We start from the raw sequence: 16,856 nt of genomic DNA, 5'->3' as shown, positions 1-16,856 counted from the left end.
GTCCCGGGCCGCCGCCGCAGCCGCGGCCCGGCGCTCGCAGGCGGCCACCGCCCCGCTCCCCCGGCCCGAGGCCACACCGGTGACCCGCCCGCTGCGGGAGCGGCCGCACACCCCGCCCCCCGGCCGGCCCGGCACCCGCGACCGCGGGCACCCCCGGGACCGCCAGCACACCCCCGCCCCCGGCGGGCGGCCCGGCAACGCGCGGCAGCGGCTGCTGCGGCAACGGCTCGTGGTCTTCGTCACCGTGACGCTCGGCGTCGCACTGGCCATCGCGGCCGCCCAGGGGTGCGAGAACCGCAGCAAGCAGGGCCAGCGGCCGTCCGGCGGGTCCAGCGCCAGTGCGCCCGCCGCGGGCGGCGCGCAGGCCGTGCCGGGGACCTCGGTGGACGGGGCCGCCGCCGCAGCCCCCGGCACCCAACCTCCCGCCGCCCAGCCTCCGGCCACCCCGCCCGCCGCGGCTGCGGCCGCACACGGCGGCACGGGCGACAGCCCGTTGGCGCCCCCGTACGGATCGGGGCCGGTGGTGGACTGGCCCAACCGCAGCTACCCCGACGGGACCGGCGGGCCCGGCATCGCGCTCCGGGACGGCCGGTCGGTCGGGGCCGGCCCGCAGGTCGTGCTCAGCTCCGTGCTGCCCGCCCGGTACAAGGGCGCCCCGGCTGCGGTCGTCGTCCTGCGGCGGGCCGAGGGCTCGGTGCCGGTCGACCTCGTCCAGCTCTTCTCCTTCATCGGGGACACCCCGGTCGCCGCCACCTCCCGCACCTCAGCCGCCGACCCGCAGGCGACGGCCACCTGGCGGCTCGACGGCGGGACGGTCGTCCGCGAGGAGCGGGTCGCCGCGACCGGCGCGACCACCTCCACCCGCTACACCGTCCGTACCGACGGCACCCTGGACGAGTCCTGGCCCGGCGCCTCCGGCCCCGCCACCCAGCCCCCGGCCGCCGCCCCGGCTCCGCCCACCGCTGCGGCGGGCTGAGCACGGGAGGGCGCGGCACAGGAAGTCGGCCTGGCCGACTTCCTGCTTCCCGCTTTCTACGTGGGGGCTCCTCCGGCGTGAGAGGGGAGGCCGACGTCCCCGTCAGGCGGTGGGGGCGGTGACGGCGTAGAAGGAGACGGCGGCGGCGGCGCCGACGTTGAGGGAGTCGATGCCGTGGGCCATCGGGATGCGGACGGCGTGGTCGGCGGCGGCGAGGGCGGGGCCGGTCAGGCCGTCGCCTTCGGCCCCGAGCATCAGGGCCGCCTTGGGGAGGCGGTGCGGGGCGAGGCCGGCGAGGTCGACGGCGCCGTCGGCCGGGGTCAGGGCCAGCAGGGTGAATCCGGCGGTGCGGACGGTCTCCAGGGCGGCCGGCCAGGGGTCGAGCCGGGCGTAGGGCACCGCGAAGACGGCGCCCATGGAGACCTTCACGGCGCGCCGGTACAGCGGGTCGGCGCAGTCGGGCGAGAGCAGGACGGCGTCCATGCCGAGGGCGGCGGCGCTGCGGAAGATCGCGCCGAGGTTGGTGTGGTCGACCAGGCCTTCCAGGACGGCGACCCGGCGGGCCCCGGCGAGCAGCTCCGCGGCCTGCGGCAGCGGCTTGCGTTCCATCGAGGCGAGCGCGCCGCGGTGGACGTGGTAGCCGGTGACGGCTTCGGCGAGCCCCGGCTCGACGACGTGGACGGGGGCGTCCGCCTCGGCGATGACGTCGGCCATCACCTCCAGCCACTTGGAGGTCAGCAGCATCGACCGCATCCGGTAGCCGGCGGCGAGGGCGCGGCGGATGACCTTCTCCCCCTCCGCGATGAACAGGCCTTCGGCGGGTTCGCGCCGACGGCGCAGTTCGACGTCGGTGAGGCCGGTGTAGTCGCCGAGGCGGGGGTCGGCGGGGTCGGTGATGGTGCTGGGTTCGGACACCCTGCGATCTTGCCAAGGCGGGGCGGGGAAGGCCAAACGGCCCAAGCCGCGGGGCGGGCTGGCCTTGGCCCTGTGCCAGCCATGGTGCAAACATGGCCGTATGGCCCGTTTTCCGGGCCGATCCTGGGCTCCGTCGGCCTCTGGTGCTACTGGTTCCGCCGGCTCCTCCGGTGGGCGCCCAAACGGTCGGCTACAGCTGCCACGCGCGAAGCGGCCGTGGCCCGTACGGCACCGGTCGGTGGCCGGGCAGGTGTTCGCGCTGCAGGTCCTCGTCGTCCTGCTGCTGGTGGCGGCGGCCGCGGTGGCGCTGGTGGTGCAGTCGCGCACCGACGCCGACCACGAGGCCCGCAACCGGTCGGTGGCGGTCGCGCAGACCTTCGCCAACTCGCCGGGCATCGTCGACGCGCTGCGCTCCCCCGACCCGACCGCGGTCCTGCAGCCCAAGGCGGAGGCCGCGCGGATGTCGTCGGGCGTCGGCTTCATCGTCGTGCTGAACGACGACGGCGTCCGCTACACCCACCCCGACCCGGCCCTGATCGGCCACAAGTTCGTCGGCACCTACCTGCCCGCGGTGCACGGGCAGGTGGTGACCGAGCGCGTCACCGACTCGCTCGGCCCGCTGGTCCAGGCGGTGGTCCCGGTGTACGCGCCGGACGGCTCGGTGGCCGGGCTGGTCTCGGCGGGCGTCACGGTGCGCAGCGTCAGCAGCGCGAGCGAGCGGCAGCTGCCGGTGGTGCTGGGCGCCGCCGCGGGCGCGGTCGGGCTGGCCACCCTCGGCACGGCGCTGATCAGCCGGCGGCTGCGGCGCCAGACCCACGGGCTGGGCCCGGCGGAGATGACCCGGATGTACGAGCACCACGCGGCCGTGCTGCACGCGGTGCGCGAGGGCGTCATGATCGTCGGCGCGGACGGTCGGCTGCTGCTCTGCAACGACGAGGCGCGGCGGCTGCTGGACCTGCCGCCGGACGCCGAGGGCCGGCCGGTGACCGAGCTGGGCCTGGAACCCGCGCCCGAGGAGCTGCTGACCGCCCAGCGCCCGGTGACGGACGAGGTGGTGCTGGCCGGGGAGCGGCTGCTGGCGGTGAACGTCCGGCTCACCGACCAGGTGGGCGGCCCGCCGGGCTGCGTCGCCACGCTGCGTGACTCCACCGAGCTGCTGGCGCTGTCCGGCCGGGCCGAGGGCGCGCAGCGGCGGCTGCGGCTGCTGTACGACGCCGGGGTGACGGTGGGCAGCTCGCTGGACGTGACGCGGACGGCGGAGGAGCTGGCGCAGGTCGCGGTGCCCCGGTTCGCGGACTTCGTCACGGTGGACCTGGCGGACCAGGTGCTGACGGGCGAGGAGCCGCCGCCGGGCACCTCGCTGGGGCGGATGCGCCGCGTGGCGCTCGCCGGGATCCGGGACGACGCCCCGTTCTACCCGGTGGACACGGTGCTGGACGTGGTGCCGGCCACCCCGCTGGCCGGGGCGCTGCACAGCGGGGAGTCGGGGCTGGAGCCCTGGCTGGCCCAGGCCCCGAGGTGGCGGGAGCAGGATCCGGAGCGGTCGGCCCGGGTGCTGGCGTACGGGGTGCACTCGATGGTGCGGGTGCCGCTGCGGGCGCGCGGGGTGCTGCTGGGGGTGGCCCGGTTCTGGCGGGCGGACCGCTCGGAGGCGTTCGAGGCGGACGACCTGGTGCTGGCCGAGGAGCTGGTGGCGCACGCGGCGGTGTGCATCGACAACGCGCGCCGCTACACCCGGGAGCACGCGATGGCGGTGACGCTCCAGCACAGCCTGCTGCCGCGCAACCTGCCGCCGCAGAGCGCGCTGGACGTCGCGCACCGCTACCTGCCGGCCCAGGCCGGGGTGGGCGGCGACTGGTTCGACGTGATCCCACTGCCGGGCGCGCGGGTGGCCCTGGTCGTCGGGGACGTGGTGGGGCACGGCCTGCACGCGGCGGCGACGATGGGCCGGCTGCGGACGGCGATCCACAACTTCTCGACACTGGACCTGCCGCCGGACGAGCTGCTGGGGCACCTGGACGACCTGGTGAACCGGATCGACCAGGACGAGGCCGGGAGCGGCGAGGGCGCGGCCCTGACCGGGGCGACCTGCCTGTACGCGATCTACGACCCGGTGGCACGGCGGTGCACGCTGGCCAGCGCCGGGCATCCGCCGCCCGCCGTGGTGGGCCCGGACGGGCGGGTGGTGTTCCCGGAGCTGGCGACCGGGCCGCCGCTGGGGCTGGCGGTGCTGCCGTTCGAGAACGTCGAGCTGGACCTCGCGGAGGGCAGCCGTCTGGTGCTGTACACCGACGGGCTGGTGGAGGACCGCGAGCGCGACATCGGTGAGGGGCTCGAACTGCTGCGGGCGGCGCTGACCGGGCCGCCGCGCACACCGGAGCAGACCTGCGCGGACGTGCTCGGGGCGATGCTGCCGGAGCGTCCGCTGGACGACATCGCGCTGCTGGTGGCACGGACCAGGGTGCTGGCGCCGGACCAGGTCGCGGAATGGGAGGTGCCGCCCGAACCGGCGGCGGTGGGCGCCGTCCGGGCCGAGGTCGCGGAGCGGCTGGCGGCCTGGGGGCTGGACGAGGCGGCGTTCGTCACCGAGCTGATCCTGAGCGAGCTGGTGACCAACGCCATCCGGTACGGCACCGGGCCGATCCGGGTGCGGCTGCTGCGGGACCGGGCGCTGATCTGCGAGGTGTCGGACGGCAGCAGCACCTCGCCGCACCTGCGGTACGCGGCGACCACCGACGAGGGCGGGCGCGGGCTGTTCCTGGTCGCGCAGTTCGCGGACCGCTGGGGGACGCGCTACACGGCGACGGGGAAGGTGATCTGGACGGAGCAGCCGCTGGAGTAGCCGGTCGGAGTGGCCGAGTGGCCGACCAGAGGGGGAAGTCGGAGTGGGAAGTCGACGGGCCCGACTTCCCACTCCGGGCGCTCAGCGCTCGAAGGCGGCCGCCAGGACGTTGACCACGTCGCCGACGACGATCACGGCCGGCGGCTTGATCCGCTCGGCCTCGACGGTCGCGGCGACGGTGGCCAGGGTGGCGTCCACCCGGCGCTGGGCGGCGGTGGTGCCCTCCTGGACGATCGCGACCGGGGTGTCGCCCGGGCGGCCGTGCTCGACGAGCTTCGCGGCGATCGCGCCGATCTTGTCCACGGCCATCAGCAGCACCAGGGTGCCGCGCATCTTCGCGGCGGCCTCCCAGTTGGTGAGCGAGCGCTCGTCGTCCGGGCCGACGTGACCGGAGATCACGGTGAACTCGTGCGTCATGCCCCGGTGGGTGACCGGGACGCCGGCCGCCGCCGGGACGCTGATCGAGCTGGAGATGCCCGGGACGACAGTGACCGGCAGTCCGGCCTCGGCGCAGGCGAGCAGCTCCTCGCCGCCGCGCCCGAAGACGTACGGGTCGCCGCCCTTGAGCCGGACCACGAACTTGCCGGCCCTGGCGTGCTCGATCAGCGTCCGGTTGATCGCCTCCTGGGCCATGAACCGGCCGTAGGGGATCTTGGAAGCGTCGATCACCTCGACGTGCTCGGGCAGTTCGGCGAGCAGCTCGCGCGGGGCGAGGCGGTCGGCGACCACCACGTCGGCGTCGGCCAGCAGGCGGCGGCCGCGCACGGTGATCAGATCCGGGTCGCCCGGGCCGCCGCCGACCAGGGCGACACTCCCCTGGCCCGGCTGGCCCGAGGCGCCGCCGACGCCGTGCGCGCGGAACTGGCGGACGGCCAGCGAGCCGTCCCGCAGGCCGTCCACGATGGCGTCGCGCAGAGCGGCGGAGTGGCGCGGGTCACCGGTGAGGACCGCGACGGTGGCACCCGCGTCGCGGCCGCTGGCCGGGGTCCAGGCAGTGGCGGCGGCGGCGTCGTCGCTGCGGGCGCAGAACACCCGCTCGCGCTCGGCCTCGGCGCTGACGGCACCGTTGACCGCCGGGTCGTCGGTGGCGACCAGGGCGTACCAGGCGCCGGCCAGGTCGCCGTCCCGGTACGGGCGGGCGTGCCAGGTGAGCTCGCCCGCGTCGGCCATCGCCTGCACGGCCGGGGTGGTGGCCGGCGATATCAGGTGCAGCTCCGCACCGGTGGCGATCAGCGCGGGGAGCCGGCGCTGCGCGACCTGGCCGCCGCCGACCACGACCACGCGGCGGCCGGCGAGCAGCAGGCCGACCGGGTACGGGGTACGGCCTTCGGTGCTGGGGTGCGGGGTGGGCGCGGTCATCGGCGGTGCTCCTGATCGGGGGTGAGGGTCCGGGGTGCGGGTGCGGCGTGACGCCGCTCCGCGGACCGGCGCGCCCTCGGGCCGGTCCGCGGAGTGGTGACGGAGGACGTCAGCCCTTCTCGGTGACCCCGGCGGAGTCGAAGGTGGCTACATCGTGCATCGCCCGGGCCGCGCTCTGCACCAGCGGCAGGGCCAGCAGGGCACCGGTGCCCTCGCCGAGCCGCAGGTCCAGGTCGATCAGCGGACGCAGGCCCAGCTTCGCCAGCGCGGCCTGGTGGCCGGGCTCGGCGGAGCGGTGGCCGGCGATGCAGGCCGCCAGCACCTCGGGGGCGATCGCCTTGGCCGCCAGCGCGGCCGAACCCGCGATGACGCCGTCCAGGACCACCGGGGTGCGCAGCGAGGCCGCGCCCAGCAGGAAGCCGGCCAGGGCCGCGTGCTCCAGGCCGCCGACGGCGGCGAGGACGCCGATCGGGTCGGCCGGGTCGGGCCGGTGCAGGGCCAGCGCGGCCCGGATGACCTCGATCTTGCGGGCGTGCGTCTCGTCGTCGATGCCGGTGCCGCGGCCGGTGACCTCGGCCGGGTCGAGGCCGGTGAACACCGAGATCAGGGCGGCCGAGGCGGTGGTGTTGGCGATCCCCATGTCGCCGGTGACCAGCGCCTTGTTGCCCGCCGCGACGAGGTCGCGGGCGGTCTCGATACCGACCTCGATGGCCTTGAGGGCCTCCTCGCGGGTCATCGCCGGACCCTGGGTCATGTCGGCGGTGCCGGGCTTGACCTTGCGCGGCAGCAGGCCGGTGGTGCGGCCCTGCTGGATGGCCTCCGGCAGTTCGGCGGCGACACCGACGTCGACCACGCAGACCTCGGTGCCGATCTGCTTGGCGAAGGAGTTGATCACCGCTCCCCCGGCCAGGAAGTTGCCGACCATCTGGGCGGTCACCTCCTGCGGCCACGGGCTGACGCCCTGCGCGTGCACGCCGTGGTCACCCGCGAAGATCGCCACGCAGGCGGGCTCCGGGATCGGCGGCGGGCACTTGCGGGACAGGCCGCACAGCTGGGCGGAGATGATCTCCAGCATGCCGAGCGAGCCGGCCGGCTTCGTCATCCGCTTCTGCCGGTCCCAGGCCTCGCCGAGCGCCTTGGCGTCCAGCGGGCGGATGCCGCGCAGGGTCTCGGCGAGCAGGCTCTGCGGCTCCTCGCCGGGCAGCGCGCGGTTGCCGTACTGCTCCTCGTGGACCACCCAGGACAGCGGGCGCTTCTTGGCCCAGCCTTGCTGCTCCAGCTCGGGCTCGTCCGGGAAGGAGTCGACGAAGCCGACGCACAGGTAGGCGACGACCTCCAGGTGCTCGGGCAGGCCGAGCTCGCGGACCAGCTCCTCGTCGTCGAAGAAGCTCACCCAGCCGACGCCCAGGCCCTCGGCGCGGGCGGCCAGCCAGAGGTTCTCGACCGCCAGCGCGGCCGAGTACGGGGCCATCTGGGGCTGGGTGTGCCGGCCCAGCGTGTGCCGGCCGCCGCGGGTGCGGTCGGCGGTCACCACGATGTTGACCGGCGTCTCGAGGATGGCCTCGATCTTGATTTCCTTGAACTGCTTGGCCCGGCCCTTGGGCAGCGAGTCCGCGTACACCTCGCGCTGGCGCTCGGCCAGGGCGTGCATCCGCCGGCGGGTCTTGGCCGAGCGGATCACCACGAAGTCCCAGGGCTGGGAGTAGCCGACGCTGGGCGCGGTGTGGGCGGCCTCCAGGACGCGGATCAGCACCTCGTGCGGGATCGGGTCCGGGCGGAAGCCGTTGCGGATGTCGCGGCGCTCGCGGATCACCTGGTGGACGGCCTCGCGTTCGGCCTCGCCGAAGCCGGGCGCGGCCGGGCCGCGGGGCTCGGCCGGCTCCTCGGCCTGCTCCTCGGCCGACGCTTCCTCGGCCGGCTGCTCCGCCTGGTCCTCCGTCGGCGGCTCCGCCGGCTCCTCCGTCGATGCCTCCGTCTGCGGCTCGACGGCCTGCTCGGCAGGCTCGGCCGGCTGCTGCTCGGCGGCGGGGGCCTCGGCTGCCACGGACGCGTCAGCGGCCTGGTCGGCGGCGGGGGCCTCCGGTGTGGCGGCCTCCTCGGCGACGGACTCGGCGGCCACGGGCTCGACGGTGGGGGCCTCGGCGGCGGGGGCCTGTTCGGCGGACTCTGCGGCCGGCTCGGTGACGGGCTGGGTCTGGTCCTCCGGGGTGGCCGGGGCAGCCTCGGCGACCGGCTCGGCGGCGGTCTCGGTGACCGGCTCGGCGGGTGCGGCAACGGGCTCGGTGGCGTCGGCAGCCTCGGTGACCGGGGTGGCGTCCGCGACCTGCTGCGGCGCGGTCTCCGCTGCGGCGGCCTCGGTCTCAGGCTCGACGACGGGCTCGACGACCGGCTCGACCGGGGCCTCGACGGCCTGGTCCACGACCGGCGCGGCCTCCTGCGGCTGCTCGCCCTCGGCGGGCTCGACAACGGGCTCGGCAGCGACCTCGACGGCAGGCTCGACGGGCTCGACGACGGCCTGGCCGGAGGGCATCTCGCCCGTGCCGGCGGCGGTCTCGGCGACCGCCTCGACGACCGTTTCGACGACGGGCTCGACGACCGCCTCCGGCGCGGGCGCCACGGCCTCGGCAGGCTCGCCGGGCTCGACCGCTCCAGCGGCCTCGACGGGCGGGGCGGCCTGGACCGGCTCCTCGACCGACTCCTCGGCCGCTATGGGAGCGGGCTGCTGCGGGGCGACCTCCTCGGCCACCGGGGCCTGCGCGGCCGCCGCGACCGGAGGCAGACCGGTGGGCGCGGCGAGGAATGCGGAGATGCGCCGCGGCGGGCCGGCCGGGGCGGGGGCCTCGGTCTGCTCCGCGGGCGCGGCCTGCGCGGCGGCCTCGACGCCAACCTCGGCGACGGGCTCGGCGACGATCTCGACCGGAGCCTCGGCGGGCGCCGTCACCACGGCCCCGGCGAGGGGCGTGCCGCTCGGGTCGACGACCGGCTGGCCGGACTCCGCCGGGACCGGCTCGGCCACGGCGGCCGGCGCCGCATCCACCACGGCCTCGGCGACGACGACGGCCTCCGGCAGTTCGACGACCTCGATCACCTCGATCGCCCCGACCGTCTCGACGGCCAGCTGGGCCTCGACCGGGTACGAGGCCAGCGGCACCTGCTGGAACTCCTGGGCCTCCGTCGCGGGAACCACGGGCGCCACCGAAGGCGCGGGCGCTGCCGGAACGGCCTGCGGCGCGGCGGCCGGCGCCGGGGCGACGGCCTCGGCCATCGGCGGCCGGCCTACCACCGGGATGCCGTGCGCGGGCGTGCCGCCCTGCGACGGGCCGCGGTCGGCGAGCGAGCGCACCGGGACCTGGCCGGTCATCAGCGACGGGTCCGGGATCGGCGGGCCTGCGTGCAGCGGGCGGCGCGGCGGCTGAGCAGCCGTCATCGCCTCCGTGGCCTGCGGGTGCGCCGGGGCGGCGTGGAACGGCTGCTGCGCCTGCTCGGCGCCGAGCGCCGGCGGCTCCAGCGGCGGCCACGAAGGCTCGACCGGCGTGCCGTCCTGCTGCGGGGCGAGCGGCGTCTGCTCGGTCGGGAGGGGCGCCAGCGGCTCGCCCCAGGAGCCCTGCGGACCGGGCATCAGCAGGACGTCGTCCTCGTCGTCCTGGTCGAGGAAGTGGAAGGCCGGACGCGGGGCGCCCGGGTCGATTCCCCAGCCCTCACCGGGCACACCGGGAGCCGGTACGCCGGAAGCCGACAGGCCGGGGGCCGGTACGGCGAAGCCGGACGCGCCCAGAGGCTGGCCCTGCGGCGGGATGACACCCGCGCCGGGGGGCATCGCACCACCGGCCGGGCCGTGGCCCGGCGCCGTCGGGTTCGGGATCACACCGCCGTCCGTCGCGACGCCCTGGAGGGGTGCAACGCCCGCGACGCCCTCCGGTCCGCCGAGCGTGTCCGGCCCGGCGTTCAGGTGCTCCGGCAGTCCCTCGCCCGGGACGTGGCCGCCATCGGTCATTGTCAAACGCTCCTTCCAGGCCGCTGCCGCGCCCTTGGCGACACGATCACCGACCGCAGCGCCCATCCGCACGGGCCGGGCCTGCACCGGCCCGTCCCTCAACCACACGCGGCCGCCGCGCCGAGGCGCTGCGGCCCAAGTCTTTCCGGCGCACTGCGGCACCCCGGCCTGCGCACCGCCCACACCGGGCGGCGCACCATCTGAAACAACGACAACCCGGAGCAACCGGCACGACCGCACCGGACCCTACGGCATTCTCCAGGTCCGGCACGCGGCCCGTCGAATTGCCCACACTCCGAGCAAAACCGGATTGCACCACGTCAAAAAGGCGACAAACCGACTGAATCGGGTGGGTCGCCGACCGCCGCAGCCGCCCAGGACGCCACACTACCGGCCCAGCACGGTCACCTCTCGAATCGGTGTCCGGATGCGACCTGGATCACCGCCCGGCCCCACCACGACCCCTCAGCAGCACAGCGCGGGAGCAGAATGCGCCCGGCGGATCAGGCCGAATCCACAGGACGCACCCCGGTCCTTCACGCGATCTGCTCACCCCAGAGCAGCAGCACGCCGGTTCCACCCGCCCCCAGAACCAGCCCGCCACCGGCGCCACCGGCGGCCGACAGCGGAGTGGACTGCAGCAGCACACCGTCCGCCCGGTAGCCGGCCTCGGTGATCGCCCGGTGGATCTGCTCCCCCTCCGCGAGGGTCCGGGGCACCGCGACGAACCGCTCAGGACGGCGGGCCAGCACCGCGCGCACCACGTCGAGGCCGCCGGACTCCACCACCGCCACGTCCGGCTCGGGCAGGCCGCCCAGCACCTCGGGGCCCTGCCCGTGCACGGTCTCCACCTCGACGCCGTACCGGCGCGCGTTCACCGCCAACCCGGCGCAGGCCGAGCGGGACGCCTCGACCGCGACCACGGCCGCGCCGAAGCGGGCCGCCTCCACCGCGAGGGCGCCGCTGCCCGCGCCGACCGACCAGACCAGGTCCCCCGGACGAGCACCCAGACGGGCCAGCACCAGGGCGCGCACGTGCGCGGGGAGCGCCTCCGATGCGCCGGGCTCGTCCCCCGCGCGCCCGGCGCCCGCGTAGGCGTCACCGGGGAGCGCCCAGCCGCGGTCCGCGCCGGGGAAGCCGACCGGGCGCCCTGCCAGCCAGCCGGCCTCCGTGTCGACCCCGCCGGCCTGGGGACCGCCGTGGCCGCCGATCACCAGCACCACGTTGGGGTCGCGCCACACGTGGTCGGCGATCCGGTCGGAGGTGAGGACGGTGACGTCCTCGTCCGGGGTGCCGAGGGCCTCGCAGACCACGAAGGTCCGGTGCACCCCGCGCAGCATGAGGGCCAGTTCGCTCGGCCCCGCGCCGGGCGCGGTCAGCACCGCGACCTTGGGGTGGGCCCGGCAGATGTTGGCCGCGCGGCGCAGCCGTCCGCCGTGGGCGCTGACCACCTGGGCGTCCTCCCAGGGCATGCCGGCCCGGGCGAAGGCGGCGGCGACCGAGGAGACGGCGGGCAGGACTTCCAGTTCGAGGCCGTACTCGGGGCGGCGCAGCGCGCGCACGACGCCGAAGAAGCCCGGGTCGCCCTCGGCGACCACGACGGCGGCGCCGCGGTGCTCGGCGATCCGCCGGGCGGCCTGCCAGACGTTGCCGAGGGTGATCCGCTCGGCAACGTCCGGCACCGGGAGGGCGTTCAGTTGGTAGGGGGCGCCGGCCACCAGGGTCGCTGCGGCGAGGGCCGCGCCGGCGGCCTCGGTCAGCGGCGTGCCGTCCCACCCGATGACCGTGATCCGGTCAGCCATCTGCGGCCGTTCTCCCTCGACTCGGTGCGCGGACCGGCCTGCGACCCGGGGTGTCCCTGTGGTGTCACCCGGTGTGCGACTCGGTGCGCCGACAAACCGCGCCGGTGTGCGGCGCCGGTGCAGAGGCTACCGGGTGTGATCCCCTCGGCGCCGACATCTCGTACACATGTCCGTGACGAGCCGGTGGCGGGTGAGCGGCACGAACGGCTCAGGTGGCGCGGGCGGCTCGCGCGATCGGGGCGGCTCAGTCGCGCAGCACGTAGCGCTGGTCGCCGTGCCAGCCGCCCCGCTGCGGCTCGGGCTCGGGCGCGTCCAGGTCCTCCGGGAGCAGGCTCCACAGGATGAGGTCGCTGCGGCTCTCCACCGCGGCCTCGCCGGACCCGCCGGACTCGCCCCGGACTATCCAGGCGCTGCGCAGCACGCCCTCGCTGATGCCGCCGATCTTCTGGGCGACCTGCTGGGCCGCGGTGTTCCCGGCAGCGGTGCGCAGCTCCAGGCGCAGGAAGTCGCGGTCCTCGAACAGCCACTGGCTGACGCCGAGGACGGCCTCGGGCGCGTAGCCCTCGCCGCGAGCCCAGGAGGCGGTGACGTAGGAGATCTCGGTGCTGCGCAGGCGCCAGTCGGTGTTGCGCAGTTCGACCAGGCCGACCAGGCGCTGGGTGAGGTGCTCGGTGACGGCGAAGACGATGCCGCGGCCGGCGGCCCGGTGGGCGGGGGCGAGGGTGCGGGCGAGTTCGGTCGCGTACGCCTCGGTGAAGGGGTGCGGCAGATCGGTCCAGGCCAGGACGAGTTCGTCCGCCATCATCGTGGCCAGGCCGGGCGCGTCGTCCTCCGCAAGGGGCCGCAGCAGAAGCCGTTCGGTGCTGATGGCGGTCTCGGGGAAGCTCGCTGCCATGCCGTCTCTCCTCGCCGGGTCGTGAACACAACACCGTACGCCCCCGCCGTGCCCCGGGTGTCACGCGGTGCGCCGCCCGCACGACGGTACGTCAGAACGCCGCCGACCAGGGCGCCCCGGGTGCATCCTGCCCGACCGGGCCCCCGCCGAGGTGCGGCGGGGGCCCGGTCGGGGTCAGGGCGTGGATCGGACCGCGGCTCAGAAGGCCGGGATGACCGAGCCCTGGAAGGTGTCGTCGATGTACTTCTTGACCTCGTCGGAGTGCAGCAGCTCGGCCAGCTTCTTCACGCGCGGGTCGTTCTCCTTGCCCTTCTTCACGGCGAGGATGTTGGCGTACGGGTTGCCCTCGGCCTTCTCCAGCACCAGCGCGTCGGTGGCGGGCTTCAGGCCGGAGTCGAGCGCGTAGTTGCCGTTGATGACGGCGGCGTCGAGGTCGGCGATGGAGCGGGGCAGCTGGGCGGCCTCCAGCTCCTTCCACTTGAGGTTCTTCGGGTTGCCCGTCACGTCGGCCGGGGTGGCGGCGGTGGTGACGCCGTCCTTCAGCGTGATGAGCTTGTTGTCGGCGAGCAGCTTGAGCGCGCGGCCCTCGTTGGTGGCGTCGTTGGGCAGGCCGACGGTGGCGCCGTCCGGCAGGTCGGCGATCGACTTGACCTTCTTGGAGTAGACGCCGAGCGGCTCCAGGTGCACGGGCTCGACCGAGACGATGTCGGTGCCGTGCTTCTTGTTGAAGTCCTCCAGGTACGGGACGTGCTGGAAGTAGTTGGCGTCGGCCGAACCGTCCTGCACCGCCGTGTTGGGGGTCACGTAGTCGGTGACCTCCTTGATGTCGAGCTTGAGGCCCGCCTTGGCCGCGAGGTTGTCCTTGACGTACTTGAGGATCTGCCCGTGCGGGGTGGGGCTGGCGATGACCTTGAGCGGCGCGTTCGGGTCCGAGGAGGAGGACCCGGAGCTGCCGCACGCGGCCAGCGAGAGGGCGATGCCGGCGGTGGCGAGGATGCTGGTGAACTTCAGGGCGTTGCGCACGAAAAGTGCCTTTCTGCGTGATACGGGGAGCCGTGGTCCGGTGTCGGACCCGGGAGGTCTAGGGGGCGACGAGGTCCTCGTCGGGGGCGGCCGGTCCGGCCGGGGTGCGGCCCAGCAGGCGGGTCCGGCCGCCGGTGCCGCCGCGGTTGGCGAGGCGCCGGACGGCGAAGTCGCCGATCAGCTGGACGGCGGTGACGAGGATCACCAGCTCGGCCACGATGACCCACATGAAGGCGGTCTCGAAGCGCTGGTAGCCGTAGTTGACGGCGAGCGTGCCGAGGCCGCCGCCGCCGACCGTGCCGGCCATCGCGGAGTAGCTGATCAGCGTGATGATCGTGGTGGTCACCGAGGCGGCGATGCCGGGCAGCGCCTCCGGGAGCAGCGTCTTGCGGACGATCGTCCAGGTGCTGCCGCCCATCGCCTGGACGGCCTCGACCAGGCCGCGGTCGACCTCGCGGACGGAGGTCTCGACCAGGCGGGCGAAGAACGGGATGGCGCCGATGGTGAGCGGCACGGTCGCCGCCTGCCAGCCGATGGAGGTGCCGACCAGCCAGCGGGTGAAGGAGATCAGCGCGATCATCAGGATGATGAACGGCACCGAGCGGGCGATGTTCACCACGAAGGCGATCGACTTGTTGACGGCCCGGTTCGCCAGCAGCCCGCCCTTGTCGGTCAGCACCAGCAGGATGCCCAGCGGCAGGCCGAGCAGCACGGTGACGGCCGTGGAGACGCCGACCATCTGGAAGGTCTCCTGCGTGGCGGGCCCCATCAGGGCCCACATCTGGTCCCAGGTCATGCCACCGCTCCGTCCGCCGCGCCCAGTACGTCCACCTGTAGGCCCTGCTCGCGCAGGTAGCCGATCGGCACCACGTTGTCCTGGTGGCCGCCGGAGAGCTCGACCCGCATCCGGCCGACCATCCGGCCGGCGATGGTCTCCACCGCGGCGCCGAGGATGTTGATGTCGATCTGGTAGGTGCGGGCCAGCTGGGAGACGAAGGGCTGGGCCGAGGAGTCGCCCTGGAAGGTGATCTCCAGCACGGTCGAGCCGGGGTGGCCGGTGCCGAACTCGCTGAGCGGGAACAGCTCGCGGGCCAGCTCTGAGCCGGGCTCGGCCAGCAGGTCGGTCAGCCTGCCGGACTCGACCACCCGGCCACCGCGCATCAGGGCCGCGGAGTCGCAGACGGACTTGATGACGTCCATCTCGTGGGTGATCAGCAGGACGGTGAGGCCGAGCTGCTGGTTGAGGTCGCGCAGCAGCTTGAGGATCGAACGGGTGGTCTCCGGGTCGAGCGCCGAGGTGGCCTCGTCGGAGAGCAGCACCTTGGGGTCGCCGGCCAGGGCCCGGGCGATGCCGACGCGCTGCTTCTGGCCGCCGGAGAGCTGGTTGGGGTAGCTGCGGGCCTTGTCGCCGAGGCCGACCAGGTCGAGCAGTTCGGCGGCCTTGCGGCGGCGCTGGGTGCGGTCCAGTCCGATGATCTCCAGCGGGAGCTCGACGTTCTGCTGGACGGTCCGCGAGGAGAGCAGGTTGAAGTGCTGGAAGACCATGCCGATCCGGCGCCGCGCCTCCCGCAGTTCCCGGCCGGCCCGGTTCTCGCCGCCGGACAGCGCGGTCAGCTCGACCCCGTCCACCGTGACGGTGCCGGAGGTCGGACGCTCCAGCATGTTCACGCAGCGGATGAGGGTGGACTTGCCGGCGCCGCTGGTGCCGACGACTCCGTAGACCTCGCCAGGGCGGACGTGCAGGTCGACGCCGGCGAGGGCGCTCACCTCGCGGCCTCGGGAGCGGTAGACCTTCGTGAGGTCCGTGGTGGTGATCACAGCTGCTTCCGTGGGTCGGGGGCGGGCGGCGGGCGGCCGCCCGACCGGGGTGCGGTCGGCGACGTGCACGGCGCTTCGCCAGGGGGATCCGGACCTGCCACCTCTTGATCGTGGCCGCTGCGCGGCCGGGCCGCGCGACGGCGTGGCCCTTACGAGTCATCGGGCGCGAGTCACGGGCACGAGTCGTCGTGGACGACCACCCGCCCATGGGTGGGCAGGCGGGGAGAAGGGGTGTGGCAGGCTGGGCGCGCTCGCACGGACGGGAACGACGCCGGGTCTCGCTTCGGGGCGCGAGGTGGGGGCACCCTCAACCGGGTGCCGGGGGCGGTGGCCCTCAGCGGTGACACATTCGACGGCACATGGCGCGCTCACCTGCCGGCAGGGTGCCGGTGGGGGTCCATTTCGTCGTCGCAGTCATGTGAGCCAGTAAATCAGATGGGTCGATTTGGACCCAATTACTTGGATGTGATGTCCGCAATGCGGACACCCGACGCCGCCACCAGCGACGATACGGCTCGGCGCCGCCACCGGAGTGTCCGGATGGTGGCGGCGCCGTGCGGGCCGGAACGGGCGGAGGGCTCAGGCGGTCGCGGCGAGCGACACCACGGCGGGCTTCTCCAGGTGCACCAGGCTGAGCCGGTCGGTGACCGGCTCGACCGCGGACTGCCGGTAGCCCAGGCGGGTGTACAGCCGCAGGTTGCCGAGGCTGCGGTGGCCGGTGAACAGGCGGTAGGAGGTCACCGGACGGCCGTCCTCGGCGAGGCGGCGCTCCAGCGCGTCCAGCAGCCGGCCGCCCAGGCCGTGCCGCTGCATCCTCGGGTGGACGACCAGGCGCCCTATCCGGCCGACGCCCTCGGCGTCGACGTGACCACGGACGGTGCCGACCACCTCGTCGCCCAGCCGGGCGACCAGGACGTACTGCCCGGACAGTTCGGCGCGCAGGCTCTCCAGGCTCTGCGTCAGGGGCTCGATCGCCCAGTCGCCGTACAGCTCCGCCTCGGGCTGGTAGCCGAGGTACTGGAGCTTGAGGATCTGCTCCGCGTCCTCGGCGTCCGCCGCCGAGATGATCACGCTCATGCCCATGTGCTGGGGCCTCCCCATCGTCGTGCCCGGCGCGCAAACGTGAGGGTGCCGCACCGGATGTCCTGCCGGAGATGTCCCGGCCGGGGATCTGCCCTGACCGGGGGTGGCGCACGAACGTACCAGCCGCGCGGCCCGGAAGTGCCCGGGTC

10 protein-coding genes and 1 pseudogene are annotated in these 16,856 nt (G+C 74.9%); 2 read left to right on the top strand and 9 right to left on the bottom strand.

What is annotated here, in order from left to right:
• Positions 1-976 (top strand): annotated as a pseudogene (locus ACFWPT_RS33850) (hypothetical protein); the annotation flags it as partial.
• 102 nt (positions 977-1,078) lie between these two features.
• On the opposite strand, the gene ACFWPT_RS33845 reads toward ACFWPT_RS33850, so the two are convergent.
• Complete coding sequence (locus ACFWPT_RS33845) at positions 1,079-1,891, bottom strand: TrmH family RNA methyltransferase (RefSeq protein ID WP_380486480.1); 813 nt, start codon at positions 1,889-1,891, stop codon at positions 1,079-1,081.
• Between the two features lie 238 nt (positions 1,892-2,129).
• Between ACFWPT_RS33845 and ACFWPT_RS33840 the strand changes: the two genes are divergently transcribed.
• Complete coding sequence (locus ACFWPT_RS33840; RefSeq protein ID WP_380486478.1) at positions 2,130-4,733, top strand: SpoIIE family protein phosphatase; 2,604 nt, start codon at positions 2,130-2,132, stop codon at positions 4,731-4,733.
• A gap of 81 nt (positions 4,734-4,814) precedes the next feature.
• Here the strand turns inward: ACFWPT_RS33840 and cobA are convergent, their stop codons facing one another.
• From cobA to ACFWPT_RS33800, 8 genes are all read right to left on the bottom strand, one after another.
• The gene (gene cobA, locus ACFWPT_RS33835; RefSeq protein WP_380486476.1) at positions 4,815-6,092 is read right to left on the bottom strand and encodes a uroporphyrinogen-III C-methyltransferase; all 1,278 of its coding nucleotides are present in this window, start codon (positions 6,090-6,092) and stop codon (positions 4,815-4,817) included.
• Positions 6,093-6,201: 109 nt separating this feature from the next.
• Positions 6,202-10,086 carry a nicotinate-nucleotide--dimethylbenzimidazole phosphoribosyltransferase gene (cobT, locus tag ACFWPT_RS33830; protein ID WP_380486474.1) on the bottom strand — a complete coding sequence of 1,295 codons (3,885 nt, stop codon included), beginning with the start codon at positions 10,084-10,086 and terminating at the stop codon, positions 6,202-6,204.
• A gap of 536 nt (positions 10,087-10,622) precedes the next feature.
• Positions 10,623-11,888 carry a precorrin-6y C5,15-methyltransferase (decarboxylating) subunit CbiE gene (cbiE, locus tag ACFWPT_RS33825; protein WP_380486472.1) on the bottom strand — a complete coding sequence of 422 codons (1,266 nt, stop codon included), beginning with the start codon at positions 11,886-11,888 and terminating at the stop codon, positions 10,623-10,625.
• Between the two features lie 244 nt (positions 11,889-12,132).
• Positions 12,133-12,783, bottom strand: a complete 651-nt coding sequence (locus ACFWPT_RS33820) for a GNAT family N-acetyltransferase (protein ID WP_363372849.1) — start codon at positions 12,781-12,783, stop codon at positions 12,133-12,135.
• A gap of 198 nt (positions 12,784-12,981) precedes the next feature.
• On the bottom strand, positions 12,982-13,806 hold the full coding sequence (locus tag ACFWPT_RS33815; RefSeq protein ID WP_063346836.1) for a MetQ/NlpA family ABC transporter substrate-binding protein: 825 nt from the start codon (positions 13,804-13,806) through the stop codon (positions 12,982-12,984).
• 58 nt (positions 13,807-13,864) lie between these two features.
• On the bottom strand, positions 13,865-14,602 hold the full coding sequence (locus tag ACFWPT_RS33810) for a methionine ABC transporter permease (RefSeq protein ID WP_363372851.1): 738 nt from the start codon (positions 14,600-14,602) through the stop codon (positions 13,865-13,867).
• Positions 14,599-15,624, bottom strand: a complete 1,026-nt coding sequence (locus tag ACFWPT_RS33805) for a methionine ABC transporter ATP-binding protein (RefSeq protein ID WP_063346838.1) — start codon at positions 15,622-15,624, stop codon at positions 14,599-14,601. The genes ACFWPT_RS33810 and ACFWPT_RS33805 overlap by 4 nt, the downstream gene beginning before the upstream one ends.
• 579 nt (positions 15,625-16,203) lie before the next feature.
• Positions 16,204-16,707 (bottom strand): GNAT family N-acetyltransferase, encoded by a 504-nt coding sequence (locus ACFWPT_RS33800; RefSeq protein WP_063346839.1) that lies wholly within the window; start codon positions 16,705-16,707, stop codon positions 16,204-16,206.
• Between the last annotated feature and the right edge of the window lie 149 nt (positions 16,708-16,856).

Origin of the sequence: Kitasatospora sp. NPDC058478, from assembly GCF_042720345.1 — a bacterium.
GTDB lineage: Bacteria > Actinomycetota > Actinomycetes > Streptomycetales > Streptomycetaceae > Kitasatospora.
This window is presented reverse-complemented; position numbering and strand designations above follow the sequence as displayed.